11 protein-coding genes are annotated in these 13,969 nt (G+C 67.6%); 6 read left to right on the top strand and 5 right to left on the bottom strand.

What is annotated here, in order from left to right; translation table 11 throughout:
* Positions 1 to 19: 19 nt before the first annotated feature.
* Both JZ791_RS08035 and JZ791_RS08030 read left to right on the top strand, forming a co-directional pair.
* Positions 20 to 568, top strand: a complete 549-nt coding sequence (locus JZ791_RS08035) for a zinc-binding dehydrogenase (RefSeq protein WP_216893564.1) — start codon at positions 20 to 22, stop codon at positions 566 to 568.
* Positions 569 to 577: 9 nt separating this feature from the next.
* Positions 578 to 2,950, top strand: coding sequence for an SDR family NAD(P)-dependent oxidoreductase (locus tag JZ791_RS08030; RefSeq protein ID WP_216893563.1), 2,373 nt, complete (start codon positions 578 to 580; stop codon positions 2,948 to 2,950).
* Positions 2,951 to 3,019: 69 nt separating this feature from the next.
* Here JZ791_RS08030 and JZ791_RS08025 read toward each other — a convergent pair whose 3' ends face one another.
* The 4 genes from JZ791_RS08025 to JZ791_RS08010 form a co-directional block, all read right to left on the bottom strand.
* The gene (locus tag JZ791_RS08025) at positions 3,020 to 4,993 is read right to left on the bottom strand and encodes a KedN5 family methylcobalamin-dependent radical SAM C-methyltransferase (protein WP_216893562.1); all 1,974 of its coding nucleotides are present in this window, start codon (positions 4,991 to 4,993) and stop codon (positions 3,020 to 3,022) included.
* Positions 4,990 to 6,006, bottom strand: a complete 1,017-nt coding sequence (locus JZ791_RS46450) for a methyltransferase (RefSeq protein WP_216893561.1) — start codon at positions 6,004 to 6,006, stop codon at positions 4,990 to 4,992. The genes JZ791_RS08025 and JZ791_RS46450 overlap by 4 nt, the downstream gene beginning before the upstream one ends.
* A 29-nt stretch (positions 6,007 to 6,035) precedes the next feature.
* Positions 6,036 to 6,932, bottom strand: a complete 897-nt coding sequence (locus JZ791_RS08015) for a flavodoxin family protein (RefSeq protein WP_216893560.1) — start codon at positions 6,930 to 6,932, stop codon at positions 6,036 to 6,038.
* A 73-nt stretch (positions 6,933 to 7,005) separates the two neighbouring features.
* Positions 7,006 to 7,824 carry an SDR family NAD(P)-dependent oxidoreductase gene (locus tag JZ791_RS08010; protein ID WP_216893559.1) on the bottom strand — a complete coding sequence of 273 codons (819 nt, stop codon included), beginning with the start codon at positions 7,822 to 7,824 and terminating at the stop codon, positions 7,006 to 7,008.
* 253 nt (positions 7,825 to 8,077) lie between these two features.
* Between JZ791_RS08010 and JZ791_RS08005 the strand changes: the two genes are divergently transcribed.
* Both JZ791_RS08005 and JZ791_RS08000 read left to right on the top strand, forming a co-directional pair.
* Positions 8,078 to 9,052, top strand: coding sequence for an aldo/keto reductase (locus JZ791_RS08005; protein WP_216893558.1), 975 nt, complete (start codon positions 8,078 to 8,080; stop codon positions 9,050 to 9,052).
* Entirely contained in the window at positions 9,052 to 10,293 is a 1,242-nt protein-coding gene (locus JZ791_RS08000) for a cytochrome P450 (protein ID WP_216893557.1), read from the top strand. Before JZ791_RS08005 ends, JZ791_RS08000 begins: the two co-directional genes overlap by 1 nt.
* Before the next feature lie 23 nt (positions 10,294 to 10,316).
* Here the strand turns inward: JZ791_RS08000 and JZ791_RS07995 are convergent, their stop codons facing one another.
* Positions 10,317 to 11,006 carry an SDR family NAD(P)-dependent oxidoreductase gene (locus JZ791_RS07995; protein ID WP_216893556.1) on the bottom strand — a complete coding sequence of 230 codons (690 nt, stop codon included), beginning with the start codon at positions 11,004 to 11,006 and terminating at the stop codon, positions 10,317 to 10,319.
* A 214-nt stretch (positions 11,007 to 11,220) separates the two neighbouring features.
* Here JZ791_RS07995 and JZ791_RS46445 point away from each other — a divergent pair, with 214 nt between their 5' ends.
* Both JZ791_RS46445 and JZ791_RS07985 read left to right on the top strand, forming a co-directional pair.
* Positions 11,221 to 12,414, top strand: a complete 1,194-nt coding sequence (locus tag JZ791_RS46445; RefSeq protein WP_216893555.1) for a cytochrome P450 — start codon at positions 11,221 to 11,223, stop codon at positions 12,412 to 12,414.
* Positions 12,415 to 12,938: 524 nt separating this feature from the next.
* A complete protein-coding gene (locus JZ791_RS07985) occupies positions 12,939 to 13,310 on the top strand; it encodes a hypothetical protein (protein WP_216893554.1) in 372 nt (123 codons plus the stop codon).
* The last annotated feature ends 659 nt before the right edge of the window (positions 13,311 to 13,969 follow it).

Below are 13,969 nucleotides of genomic sequence, written 5' to 3'. Positions count from 1 at the left end.
CGGTGAGATCGGATGGTCGATGAGAGCGGTACTGCGGAATACGCTCGGTGAGGTCGTCGTCGGGGAGATCGACGATGCGGCGGTCCGGGATTCGACCGATGCCGTCGCCCGGATGATCGTGGCGGGGATCTGCGGGACGGATGTCCGGGCGTTCGCCGTGGTCGGTGACGGCGCGGTCGGGTTGTGTGGGGTGCTCACCGCGCGTGGCACCGAGGCGGCGGCGCAGGTTCTCGCCGCGACTGGCGGTGCGGGTGCGGATCTGGTCGTGGACGCGGTCGGTGAGCAGGACGCGCTGGACACCGCGGTCGCGCTCTGCGCCGACGGTGGGGCGCTGAGCGTGGTCGGCGGGCCGCACGGTGGTATCGACCTGACGACGTGCTTCCTGCGGAACATCACGGTCAGCGGCGGTCTGACCCCGGTCGGCGCTACCTTCCCGAACTTCTCGTCGAGGTGCTCGCGGCTCGACCCGTCCCCGATCTTCGAGGCGACCGTTCCCCTGGCCGTCTCTGCCCGGGGCTGCCAGCTGATGGCTACTCGTCACACCACCAAAGTTTCTCTCCGGCTTTAGGAGCCACTGATGTATACATTCACCGACCCGGGGGCGGTTGCGCTCGGGGAATACGTTCTCGGGTCGGTGGCCGATCCGGACGCCGTCGCGGTCGTGGATTACACGAGAGGATCCAGACGCGAGCTGACCTATGGCGAACTTCGCTCGGCGGTAAGGGGATTGGGAGTTCGGCTGGGGACGATCGGTGTTGTCGATCGGACCGTGGGGGTGCTGACCGAGAACAGTATCGAATTCGTCATCGCGTACTTCGGGGTATTGGCCGCAGGCGGGGTGGTGTTGCCACTGGATCCGCGGGATCCGCAGCGGTGGCCGACATTGCTCGGAGGGGCTGCGGCGCTGGTGGGGGAATCAGTGTTGGGTATGTCGGAGTGTGGTGTGGGGCAGGAACATACGGTTGTCATCTCTGCCGATGCCGATGCCGATCTGACTGCGGTTGCTGATGCTTCTGGTGCTGCCGATGCCCGGGCCGATGCGGGCGCAGATGGCGGCAGGGATGCGGGTGCCGATACACAGGGCGGGATTCCCTGGGAAGACGCGCTGCGCACGGAGGGGGAGTTGCCGGCGTTCCCCGGCGGGGAGCGAGCCGCGGTCGTGTTGTCCTCCAGCGGGAGCGTCGGAAAACCGAAGCGGGTCACCGTGACTCACCACAATCTGGTGGCGAATCTGGCGCAGATTCACGCGGTGCATCGGGTCGGCGCGGGCGAGGCCGTCGCGGTCGTCCCGCCGCTGCGGCATATCTACGGGATGCAGATGGCGCTGAATCCGGTGCTCCGGGCAGGGGGCACGCTGGTGCTTCCGGCGACGCCGCTGTCGATCCCGGATCTGCTCGATACGCTGCGTGATCATCGGGTGACGCTGGCCTACCTGGTGCCGAGTGTGCTGGCCGAGATCGGGCGCGAACCCGCGACGGGCGAGTATCCGGCGCCGCGGCGCGTGGTCTCCGGTGGTGCGCCGCTGCCGGATTCGGTGGCGCGCGAGGCCGCGGAGCGGTTGGGTGTCCCGGTGGTGCAAGGGTTCGGGATGACCGAGGCCGGCTGTTTGTTCTTCAGTCCCGACGATCGGGACGTGCCCGCCGGTTCGGTGGGAATTCCCGTGCCCGGCACTGATATTCGTATCGCAGACGCCGAGACGGGGCAGGCGGTCGGTGCCGGGGAGCCCGGTGAACTGTGGGTCCGGGGCCCGCAGGTGGTGCCCGCCGGTGACGACCCGTCGATGGTGCGCACCGAGGACGGATTCCTGCGCACCGGCGATCTGATCACCCAGGACGCGGACGGTTTCGTCCGGATCGTGGGGCGGCTCAAAGCGATGATCAAGTACAAGGGGCATCAGGTCTCTCCGGCCGTGCTCGAAGAGGTGCTGCTCACCCATCCCGCCGTCCGGGAGGCCAAGGTCAGCGGCGTACCCGATCCGGTCGCCGGTGAACTGCCCCGCGCGCATGTCGTACTCGACGACGACGTTCCGCTGGCCGATCTCGTACGTCACGTGAGCGAACGCGTCGCCCCGGCCCACCGCATCCGGATGATCGAACGAGTCGGCGCGATCCCGCGCTCGGCGACCGGTAAACCGCAGGTGCCGCAGCCGATCCGGGCTCTGATCAGCGGCGGAAGCCGCGGCCTTGGCCGGGCTTTCGCGACCGCGCTCGCCGCGGCCGGTGCGGCGGTGACGGTTCTGGGCCGAGACGAAGCCGGACTCCTGGACACCACGAAACGCATTCTGGACGCGGGCGGTACGGCCGGCTACGCGGTCGCCGACATTCTCGATCGCGCCGCGCTCATCACCGCCGTGGACGCCCTCGACGGTATCGACGTCCTGGTCAACAATGCCGGAATCCCCGGTCCCACAGGCAAACTGTGGGAGGTCGACGAATCGGACTGGTGGCACACGATGGAGGTCAACCTGCGCGGCACACTGGCCGCGACCCGGGCCGTACTACCTCGCATGTCGGGCCGCGCGCGGGTGATCAACATCGTCAGCGAGGCGGGCCGCTCCCGCTGGCCGCACGCCGCCGCCTATTCGGTCTCCAAGGCCGCGATCATCTCCCTGACCAGCAACCTCGCCGCCGAACTGCGCGGCACCGACATCACAACGGTCGCTTTCGATCCCGGCCTCGTGGACATCGGCATCACCCGGGCCCACTTCGGTCGCGGCCGCACCGGTGACCCGTGGGCGGACCGAATCCTGGACTGGGCCGAGGATATTCGCGACTCCGGCGGCCTCACCCCGCTCGACCGCTCGACCCGCGCCCTGGTCGACATCGCCCTGGGTTCGGCCGACCATGTCAGCGGGGGTTACGTGACCGTGGAAGAGGGTCGCATCGACCCGGGCGGCACTGAAGACGGCGGCGCGACTGTCAGCAGCACCTGCGGGGTCCGTTCCAAATAACGCAGCTCACCCGGATCGGTCCAGCGCGTCCGGTGGCCGGGCCGGACAGCCGCGGCCACCGGCGCCCGCCTACCCTCCGACCGGAGTTCCCGCCGTCCCGACCGCGGCGAGGGCCTTGACCGTCTCCTCGGGCGTTCCCATGAAATGCATGATCGTCTCGTGGTTGGTGGTGGTGACCGCGTTCTCCGCGCCCGTGCGGTAGTACAGGTGCAGGGTCACCGGATTCGGTTCGAGCGAAGGCGTCTTGCCCTCCTTGAGTTCGGTGAGCACGGCAGGTACGTCGTAGGACCACGCCACGTCGGCACGCAGGAAGTACTCCTCGCCGCGAATGGTGACCACGGGCAGTCGCGTACCGGGTTCGGCGGCGGCGACCATCGGCTGGGTCAGCATGTCGTAGCGGAAGACCTCCTCGACCAGGGGCGCGGCCTGCTCGGGCAGGGTCGGGGCGATCTCCTCGGCCCACCAGCGCCGCAGCAGTTGCTTGGCCTGCGGGTTGCTGTACAGGTAGGTGATGGCCGCGCCGATCGACGCCAGATCGCCCGCCTTGCTGCCGGTGCGCAGCAGCGCGGCGGCGGGCTCGTCGGTGCGGTCGACCCACGCGTCCAGGGAGGCCAGCACCCGGGACTGCGGCCACGGCGCGAATTCCCGCAGCACCGGCCAGATGTGGCGCAACACCGCGTTCTCGGCGATCACCCGGGCCCAGAAGACGAACCGGCGCAGCCGGAGCATATCGGCGAAACCCACGGAACCCGTGGCCAGCACGTATTCGAAATCGTCGGTATCACCGCGCACGGACACGATTCCCAGCTCGGCCTTGCGGGCCATGTAATCGGTATTGGGGAGCATCAGCATCGGATAGACCGCGATGCGCGAAACCTTCTGGGCCAGTTTGTCGTAACCCCGCAGGAACGAGTCGTAGGTCTCGCCCGGACTGCCGTAGATCAGCTCGGCGTAACAGTCCAATCCCTCGGCCTGTAACCACTCGACCAGGCCCTCCCACTGGTTCACCTTCATATTGCGCCGGTTCATCAGATCCAGCGTCGTCTCGTCGAGGGTTTGCAGGGCGAGGGTGAACGAGGAGCGGATTCCGGCCCGCTTCATGGTGCGGACGATATCGTAGAACGTATTCGATTTGTTCTTGGCCCACGATGTCTCGAGCGACCGCGGAAAGCCGTGGCGGTCACGCACTTCGATGAAATCTTCGATGAATTGTTTGTCCTGCGGCAGCAGGCCGAAATTGGCGTCGCAGGCGACGATGGTGTGCACGCCGAGTCTGCCGAAGAATTCCAGTTCGGCGTGCAGGCGTTCCCGCGAGAACGCTCGCACCTTCTGGCCCACCGCGCCGCCCCAGTAGCAGAACGCGCACTTGTAGGGGCAGCCCCGGTTGGTTTCCATCAGGGCGACGTCGTACCGGAATCGGCCGTTCTCGTCGAGCATGTCGATAGCGCCGGTCAGGAAGGGGGAGGGGATCAGGTCGAGTTCCATGCACGGCGGCCGTGCCTCGGTGGTGCGTATGCCGCCGTCGCCGATCCGGTAGGAGATTCCCTGGATGGCGTCGAGATCCGCAGGGGCACAGGCATTCTGGAGGCGAGTCAGCAGCAGTTCGCGGAACGTGAACTCGCCCTCGCCGTTGACGACCACGTCGACGTGCGGGAACAGCCGGAAGACCCGGTCGGCCTGATGCGATACGTGCGTACCCCCGAAGACGACCCACCCCTCGGGGTTCAGCTGTTTGAAGGTCTCGGCCAGGGCGCCGGCCGCCTGGAAGTTCCAGCCGAACACCGAGAACGCCAGCACATCCGGTATATCTCCGGCGAACAGCGCGACGGCCATCTCGTATGGCGACAGCCCGCCGCGGAAGTTGTGAATGGTGATCTGCGAGCCGTCCCGGAGACGCTCATCGGCCAGGGCGGTCGCCTTCAGATAACCGCAGGCCAGCGGCATGGACTCCAGTGGAGTGTCCCATACGCCCTGCTGGACGAGAAATACTCGCATCCGGTCGGTAGCCGACGCCTGGGCGCTGGGCTCGTGTGACGAGGTCACAGTCTTCTCCCCGTGATCAGATGGGAACAGTCCGGCTGGTCCGGCAGCGGCTCGACGGTCACCTCGCCGAATCCGGACTCGTGCAACAGGTTTCGGAAGTCGCCGACATCGGTCGCGCCGCCCTGGCCGCCCGTGGTCACGATGCCGAGGGCGGTGAGCGCCGGTTCCACCCGGTGCTCGGGTCCGAAGCCGTCCAGCATGTGCTCGCGGATGTGGATCGTGCCGCCGGGCCGCAGGGCAGCCGCGCACGAGGCCAGCGCCTTCGCGTAACGGCTGGGATCCCAGGCGTGCAGGACGTTGTTGAGAAACACCGTGTCGTAACCGGAGGGGAGATCGCCCTCGAGCACGTCGCCCGCCACGACCTCTACCCGGTCCGACAGGCCGGCCGCGTCGACATGGGCTTGCAGGGCCTCGACCTGGTAGGGAAGGTCGATGGCGGTCGCCGTGGCCTCCGGCACGGCGGACAGGGCCGCGATGGTGAACGCGCCGTTGCCCGCGCCGAGATCCAGGATGCGCCGCGCACCCGACAGATCGGTCCGCCGGACGAACGCGTCGGCCGCCGCGGTCCCGATCGGGCCCCACGCCGACATCATGAACCTCAGGATGTCGGTGTTCTCGTCGTAGTTGCTCTGCGGGGCCGGAGCCGATCCTGCGGTGAGGTATTCGCCCAGCTTGCCGAAACTGAATTCGCGTCCGGCGTACAGGAAGTTCAGCCAGCCGCCGCAGTAGGCGGGTTTCGACGGATCGAGATGGCGCGCGGCCACTTCCGTGGCCCGGAACCTGTCGCCGTGCGCCTCGACGAGTTCCAGATGACCCAGAACGTGCAGGACGAGTGCGGTGAGCCGGGGTTCGAAGGACCGCTCGCGCGCCAGTTCCTCGATCGTGAGTCCTTCGGGGTGCGCCGCGAGGAAGGGGATGAGCCCGCTCTGGTCGGCTGCGATCAAGACATATCCGGAGAGGCTGCGAGTGAAGATGTTCAGGATTCGGGCGATGCCCGCGTTATCTGTGGACACGGTTCCTCGAATGGGTTCGAACTGATCTGTCAGGGATGCACTACGGGGTCGTAGGCATCCAGGTCCGCGGCGAGTTCCTCGATCCGCGCGCGCTGGGCGACATGCGCTCCGCCGGTTTCGAGCATTTCGGTGAAGTGCGCGCGTTTCTCGGCCATCGAGCCGAGGCAGGCGTCCAGATCCGTCCAGCGCACGGCGCCCTGTTCGCCGAGTTCACCGGCGGCGCCGCAGGTCGCGCACTCGACCGCGACGCCGTGCAGGACGATGACGGACAGGTGGCACATCGGGCACAGGCCGGGCTCGCCCAGGTACTGCGCCTCGTGCGGCGGTCGGCCCAGTTGCGTCGCGACGCGCTGTCCGAGCAGTGCCGCGCGTTCGATTGCCTTGTCGTCCAACACGATCGAGCGCGGCGAGCCGCCGCCGGTGAACTCGGCCTGATCGATCACCGACATCCGCATGGGGAACGCCAGCACATGCATCAGCGGCAGGGTGAGCGTGCGCCACCGCGGGGCCTTCGAGCCGCCGACCGCGAGGAATCCGGTGACCCGGGGCGCGAGTACGCGCTCGTCGGCCCGCAGCGGAATCGGCGCGGGGGTTCCCGCGCGCTCGGCGGCCAGGATCTCCTCGGTCGCGACCGCGTCGGCGTTCGGGCCGAGCAGCAGGTCGCCGAGCATTTTCAGCCGCGGGCTGATCGAACGCGAGATGACGGGCGTGCTCAGGATCACGCCGTCGGATTCGGCCAGCCTCTCCCACAGCCACAGCATGTCCCGATCCGAGTCGCCGGGCTCGATGGGTAGCCGAATGTCTTGCAGCCGAACCAGTTCCACCGAGGCGCCGGTGTCCTGGGCGCTGCGTAGCGCGGACTTCAACAAGATCTCGGCACTGCCGCGGGAGTCCCCGCAGCCGAGGCCGAGCAGTCGCTGATTCATGAAGATCTCCTGCGAGGATCCGTGAGGGAGGGGCGTCGGTCGGTGTGGGACGGGTGCGGGGTGCGTGTGGCCGTCAACATGCCGGTGGGTCCTGGATCTCCGCCGCGGTCACGTGGCGGCCCGAGCGATGATCCGCCGCACCCCCGACGACTCGGACCAGGGAATCGACCGCGGTCTCCAGCGGGGTGAAACGGCCCGCGCTGCGCATCTTCTCCGCCCAGGAACCCGCGGCTTGCCCCCAGGCCGTGGTCTGCGGGCCGGATTTCTGGAAGGCCAGGGTCATGCCTGCCTCGACCAGGCCGGGGTCGTACGCCACCACGATGACGCCGGTTCCTTTCAGTTCGCCCTCGAGGTTGGCGGTGAGCGCATCGACCGCCGCCTTGGACACCGCGTAGGCGCTCAGGGTCGGCCAGCGCGTGCGTCCGGCGTTGCTCGTGACGTTCACGATCCGGCCGAAACCGCGCTCGATCATCTGCGGCACAACGGTTCTGGTGACCAGTTCGGTGCCGCGCAGGTTCACCTCGATGGTGCGCCACCAGCGCGACGGATCGGTCTGCCAGGTCGGTCCGGCGGGACCCGCCGTGCCCGCGTTGTTGATCACCACATCGATGCCGCCGTACCGTTCACCGGCCGCGTCGACCGCAGCGCGCACCGCCCGCGGATCGGTGACGTCGGCGATCATCGTCGCGATCTCGCCCGGTGCGTTCGCCAGTTGTGTTGCCGCGGCGTCGAGGTGGTGTTCCTTGCGCCCGCAGATCATGACTCGCGCGCCGCTCTCGACCAGACCGGTCGTGAACGCCAGCCCGAGTCCGTGCCCGCCGCCGGTCACCAGCACTCGCGGCGTGGGCGGGGCCACCGTGCCCTCGGCCCGGTCGTCGAGATCGCCGCTCATGGCGATCACTATGCACGCCGCATGCCGTCCGGATCGTTATCGCAGTCTGTCGGTCCAGGCTACTTCTGCCGTCGGGAAGGTAAACGTCTGCGCACCACTCGGGATTGCCGCGTTCACAGCATCGGCATGCCTAGAACACGTGTGGCACACTCACTTTCGTGGCGGCCCTAGGCGGGGCGCTCGCGCTGTGCGATCTCCCGGATCGCGCCGCCCTGTCTTGTCGAAGCCTTGTGCGCAACCTTGTGAGGCACTCATGCTGACCCGCACACTGGGCCGCTCGGATACCGAGGTCTCGCGCCTCGGTCTCGGAACGGCCACCTGGGGTCTGACCACCGACGCGGCCGATGCGGCCGCACAGGTGAAACTCTTCGCCGATGCCGGCGGAACCCTGCTCGGCACGGCCGACGTCTACGGCGTCGACGGTCGCGCCGAGGAGATCATCGGCGGCATTCTCGGCACCACCATCGCACGCTCCGAAGTGGTCATCGCCACCAAGGCGGGTGGAGTCGGCGGCCCGCGCTCGATAGGTTTCGACGCGTCCGCGAAACATCTGCTGGCGGCCCTGGACGGCTCGCTGCGGCGACTGGGCACCGATCACGTCGACATCTGGCAGGTGCACGCCTGGGATTCGGAGACCGCGCTGGCGGAGACTCTCGCAGCCCTGGACACGGCCGTCACCAGCGGCAGGGTCGGGAACATCGGCGTGAGCAACTACAGCGGATGGCAACTCGGCGCCGCGGCCGAACATCAGATCGCCTGCGGCGGGGCGCCGTTGGCATCCGTGGAGGCCGAGTATTCGCTGCTGAGCAGAGGGATCGAGCGCGAAATAATTCCCGCCGCAGCGCATTTCGAGATCGGCGTACTGGCCTGGGCTCCGCTGGGCAGAGGGGTGCTGACGGGAAAGTACCGTGACGAACCTCGTGGCACCCGGACGTCCGGATTCTTCCGGCGATATGTCGAACCACTGCTGCTGACGCCGAACAGCGATGCCGTCGTCGACGCCGTGCGTTCCACGGCCGCCGCGCTCGGCGTGCCGCCGCCGGCCGTGGCCTTGGCCTGGGTGCGGGACCGGCCCGGGGTGGCGAGTTGCATCGTCGGAGCGCGCACCAGCGATCAGCTGCGGCAGATACTCCTCGCGGACGGGCTGAGCCTGCCCCCGGAGGCGGCCGAGCAGCTCGATCTGCTGTCCGTGCCGCCCATCGGGTATCCCGAACGGAGCTTCGCGTGATGGACGACACCGAACTGACACAGCGAGTCGCGGCCGCGACCCACGAGAATCCGATGAAGCTGATCACGCGGGAATTCATGCGCGATCCGTATCCGACCCTGCGTCTCATCCAGCGGCTCTCGCCCGCGGTTCCCGTGATCAACAACGGTTTTCGCATGTGGGTGGTGACCCGGTACGACGACGTGCACACGATCCTCGCCGATCCCGAGCTGGGCAAGGATCTGGTCGGACGCCGCAGGCAGGTGGTGCCGCAGTCCATGATCCGGCCCGAGCGCAAGGCCCGTTTCGCGCCCGAGTCCCGCCGCAGCGTCCTGGACCGTGACGGTGCGGATCACCATCGGCTGCGGACGGTCCTCGGGCCGATGTTCAGTCCGGGGCGGCTCACGGACTACCGGCTCCGGCTCGAACGCGTCGCCGACCGGCTCGCGGACGGATTCTGCGCCGGTGCGCGGATCGACGCGGTCGACCAGTTCGCCCGGCCGTTCTCCGCGACGTTCGCGAGCGAGCTGCTGGGGATTCCGGAGGGCGAGCGGGACGGGTTCCCGGTGTGGGAGACCGAGATGCTCACCGCGCCGACGATCGAGCGGATCGAGGCGGGCGGGCGGCTGCTGTACGAATTCGCCTTGCGGATGGTCGAATTCAAACGGGCCGAGCCCGGTGACGACCTGTTCACCTGGCTGCTGAGCCTGCACGACGACGAGGGCCGCATCGACGCCGACGAGCTGGCCTCGACGATCATCATGCTCACCGTCGCCGCCTCGGAACCGACCGTCGCGATCGGCAACGGTCTGCTGCTCCTGCTGAGCCGGCCCGAGGAACTGGCCAAGGCGCGCGCCCTGGACTACCAGGGTTGTGTGGACGAGATCCTGCGTTTCGAGTCGCCGTTCCGGATGCTGCCGCCGCGCTTCTTCGATCGGCCGCTGGAACTGGGGGAGGTGACGCTCGCGCCGGGCGAGCTGATCCTGCTGTCCGTCGCGTCGGCCAACCGCGACCCGCGCCGTTTCCCCGATCCGGATCGTTTCGACGTCGCGCGCACGGGCCGAGGGCATCTCGGCTTCGGCTTCGGCACCCATCGGTGCATGGGTGCGCAACTGGGACGCATGGCGACCGAGATCGGACTGCGGGCGCTACTGGATCGTTTTCCCGGCAGCACGTTACGCATTCCCGCGCAAGACGCCGAATGGCGGCTCGGCACGTTCCTGCGCCGCCTGGACAATCTGCCGATCACCCTGGCGCGATGAGGCGAGCCGAGCCGCGTCGCGGGTCACCAGGGCAGCGGGCCGTCCGCGGCGGCGAAGATCCCGGTCGGGCCCGCCTCGGCTACCGCGGCGGCCACCACCGCCGAGACCGCCGACTCGACCGGGCCACCCCGGAATCCGGTGAGATCGGTGGCCGCCAACTCCGGACTTATGGCGGCGAAACGGATTTCGGGAAAGGATTTGGCGTATTGCACGGTCAGCATGTTCAGCGCCGCCTTGGACGAGCAGTAGGCCACGGGCGAATACGCGGCCTCCGGCCGGGCCGGATCGGAGACCAGCGCGAGCGAGCCCAAGCCACTGCTCACGTTGATCACCACGGGAAGGCGGCCGTCCTGCAACAGCGGAAGGCATGCCTGCGTCACCCGCACGACCCCGAAAAGGTTGACCTCGAACAGGTTTCGGAAGGTGTCGGCGTCGGTCTGCCCCGCGCCGTCGGGGAACGCGGCGATGCCCGCATTGTTGATCAGCACGTCCAGGCCGCCCGACTCCTGCCGGATCTCCTCGGCGGCCGCGGCCACCGAGGCGTCGTCGGTGACGTCGAGTGGGACGAACCTCGCCGCGGCCGCCTGTGCGGCCTGTTCCCCTCGCTGCTTGTCGCGACTGCCCAGCCACACCCGGTGTCCCAGGGCGGTGAGCTGACGAGTCGCCTCGAATCCCAACCCCTTGTTGGCGCCGGTGATCAAAATTCGTTTCATCTCGACCTGACTTCGTTCGGCTCGTGAAACCGTGGAAGCGGCTTGCCTCCAGCGCGCACGATACGGGAGTAGATCACTCCGCGCCGCGTCCGCCACCCCGTTTACTCGACGACGAGAAATGTTGGCCGACAAGGTGTTTGCGCTTTCCCATCCGGTCGATTCCCCGACAACTCGGCAATCTCCAGAGAGGCACGCCTTCATGCACGCTCCGACAGTGACCGACGACCTTTTCGGTTCGACGGCGTTGGAAGACCCCTACCCCATCTACGAACGGCTGCGGTCCGTCGCGCCGATCCACTGGCTGCCGGAACAGCAGATGTACGTGGTGCTCAGTTACCGCGGCGTCAGCCAGGTCATGGAGGAATCGGAGACGTTCTCCAACAACGTCGCCGACCTGCTGCCCGTCGGCCCCGACGCGCCCACGCCCGTCGACGTGCTGATCAGCGCCGATCCGCCGGTGCACACCCTGCACCTGAATATCGTGCACCGCCCGTTCACCCGCACCACTGTCGACACCATGGCGGGGCAGATGGACGACATCCTGCGGCCGCGGATCGCCGAGCTGGTGCGGGCCGGCGGCGGGGACTGGATGGAGCAGGTGGCGTGTGAGCTGCCGGTCCGGGTGATGTGCGGGATGATCGGTCTGCCCCTCGACGACATCGAACGGCTGACAGTCTGGTCCGCGGCGAGTACCGAATTGTTCACCGGCCTGGTCCGGCCGGACAAGATGGCCGAGCGGGTGGGGCCGATCGCGGGCGCGGTCGCGGAATTCATCGTCTATCTTGGCGAACAGCTCGGCAAGGCACTGGCCGGCCCCGTCGGCGGACTGCTGGACGACATCGCCGCGGCGTTGCGGGCGGGACAGCTCACCGAGCAGGAGGCGGTGACGATCCTGATCCAGATGGTGTCCGCGGGCATGGAGTCCACGTCCGGGCTCATCGGCACGGCCGCGCACCACCTGGCCGCCGATCCGGAACTGCAACAGCGTATTCGGCAGGATCCTGATCTGATCGGCGTCTTCGTGGAGGAGTGCGTGCGCCTGGAGGATCCGTTCCGGTGCCAGTTCCGGGTCACCACCCGCGACACCGAACTCCTGGGGGTGCCGCTGAGCAAGGGCGACCGGCTGATGATCGTGGGCGGTGCGGCCAACCGGGATCCCGAGGCGTTCCCCGATCCGGACGCGCTGCTGCTGGATCGTCCGCGTGCCAAGTCCCACATCGCATTCGGTCGCGGCATCCACTTCTGCCTGGGCACCCACCTGGCCAGGCTGGAGACCGCCCGCGCGGTGCACGGGCTGCTGGCCGCGACGAGTTCGGTGCGTCTGGCCGACGACGCGACCAACACCCAGATGCCGAGCCTGTTCATCCGGCGTCTGGCGCACCTGCCACTGGTGCTCGAGGCTGGGTGAGATGTAGCGCTGTGCGAGACGTGGGACGTCGCGTGCGGCACGTGATCGGCCCGAGGGTGCTGCTATGTGCACGTAAGTGGTTGGCCTGCAACATATTCGACTTGCGTCGCCCGGCTGTCGAGCGGTGTGCGCCTTCGGGCTGTCCCTCCGCCTACTTCGCGGCCGCGTCGTCGGCGGGCTTCACCCGGTCGACGATGACCATGATCGCGAGGTAGCCGAAAGTGATCGCGGGTCCGATGGCCGCGCCCGGCCCGGCGTAGGTGTGGCCCATCACCGGGGCCGAGCAGTTGCCCGAGTGTCGGACGAGTCCGGACCGTGTAGCTGGATGCCATTTCGGCTTCGGTTCCTTCCAGCGGGAGGTCTGGTACGTACCGGTAGGTGATGGTTCGCTTAATATCGGCATGGTGGAGCTACGGACACCGTGGACGGGCCTTTCCGAGGGGCGGGTGCCCGATGCTGTGCCGGGTGCGGCCGACCCTGTTGCTGCACAAGAGTATTCGGTGGGTCGCCGTCGTATGAGTGTCATGCGCCCGGTGGTCGGGGGGCTCGTCCTGGTGATCGCGTTGCTGGTGGTGTTCGGCGCCGTGAGTCGCCACGGTCATGCGGCTGTGGCTGTTTCGTCCCCGCGGACCGGTGCGCCGCTCGCGACGGTGCAGGGAACGCCGGTCGGGCATGGCTTTACGCTGGGCAGGGTTGTTTCGAACGATGGCGTCACCTTGAAGATCCATGCTCTGTTGTCCGGAGTGGTGACGGTCCATGCCGATCGCTCGACAAAGGTCCTGGTACCGATGCATACGAGCGTGTCTCAGTTGGCGGTCGCGACGAATATCGCGGTCTACGGGACGCGATACGGCGATGGGTCCTTGACTGCCTCGTGGATCATCGGCGGATTCTGAGGGTCCAGAAGCGTTTCCGGGACACTGGTACCCGTCGCCGATGGGGTATGTGTCGAAAGTAACGGGATGCGCTGGACGCTGTCCGGCACGGGGTTTGTGAAGTCCTCACCTGGGGTTTCGTGATCTGAATGTCGGCTCGTTACCCATTGGACCGTTGCATAACGGCAAATCTTAACCGTAGGGGATTCGACAGACGTGGTGGTCGCGCGTGATGATGGGAGCGCGGGCATGAGACGGCCTTCGGGACGATCTGCGAGCCGCACACCGCATCGACGCGGGTGCCCGCCTCGGCGATGACGCCGCATAGGGAACCACAAAATCGTTTCACATTCTCGAGCTCTGCCGTGTGGCCGAGCTACCGAAAACCGATAGGAGTGAAGGGGAACAAACATGAAAATCCCCATGCTCGCAGGTGTTGTCGCCGTGATGGCGACGACTGCGACACTGTTCATCGCCCACAGTTCGACCCCGAATTCGGGCGGGCTCTCCACTTCCAGCCCGGGGCCGGGATGTGTGCATGTCGAGGTCCCGTCCGGATGGGTTTGCGGACATCGCTGACCCGGCCGGTGCGTTAGGCGGTTTCGCGTCGGGGGTCGATCGGCGCCCAGGATGTCCGGCTGTCACTTATACACATCTGACGCTGCCGACGACGGAGAGAG

The sequence above is a fragment of the Nocardia alni genome, assembly GCF_019038435.1.
Classification (GTDB): Bacteria; Actinomycetota; Actinomycetes; order Mycobacteriales; family Mycobacteriaceae; genus Nocardia; species Nocardia alni.
The sequence above is the reverse complement of the archived record's forward strand: the minus strand, read 5'-3'. Positions and strand labels throughout refer to the sequence as shown.

What these genes read in the sequence shown, in the direction of transcription:
- JZ791_RS08035 (WP_216893564.1), top strand. Translation starts at nt 20, where the DNA reads ATGAGAGCGGTACTGCGGAATACGCTCGGTGAGGTCGTCGTCGGGGAG.
- JZ791_RS08005 (WP_216893558.1), top strand. Translation starts at nt 8,078, where the DNA reads ATGCTGACCCGCACACTGGGCCGCTCGGATACCGAGGTCTCGCGCCTC.
- JZ791_RS08015 (WP_216893560.1), bottom strand. Translation starts at nt 6,932, where the DNA reads ATGAATCAGCGACTGCTCGGCCTCGGCTGCGGGGACTCCCGCGGCAGT.
- JZ791_RS07995 (WP_216893556.1), bottom strand. Translation starts at nt 11,006, where the DNA reads ATGAAACGAATTTTGATCACCGGCGCCAACAAGGGGTTGGGATTCGAG.
- JZ791_RS08030 (WP_216893563.1), top strand. Translation starts at nt 578, where the DNA reads ATGTATACATTCACCGACCCGGGGGCGGTTGCGCTCGGGGAATACGTT.
- JZ791_RS08000 (WP_216893557.1), top strand. Translation starts at nt 9,052, where the DNA reads ATGGACGACACCGAACTGACACAGCGAGTCGCGGCCGCGACCCACGAG.
- JZ791_RS07985 (WP_216893554.1), top strand. Translation starts at nt 12,939, where the DNA reads ATGCGCCCGGTGGTCGGGGGGCTCGTCCTGGTGATCGCGTTGCTGGTG.
- JZ791_RS08010 (WP_216893559.1), bottom strand. Translation starts at nt 7,824, where the DNA reads ATGAGCGGCGATCTCGACGACCGGGCCGAGGGCACGGTGGCCCCGCCC.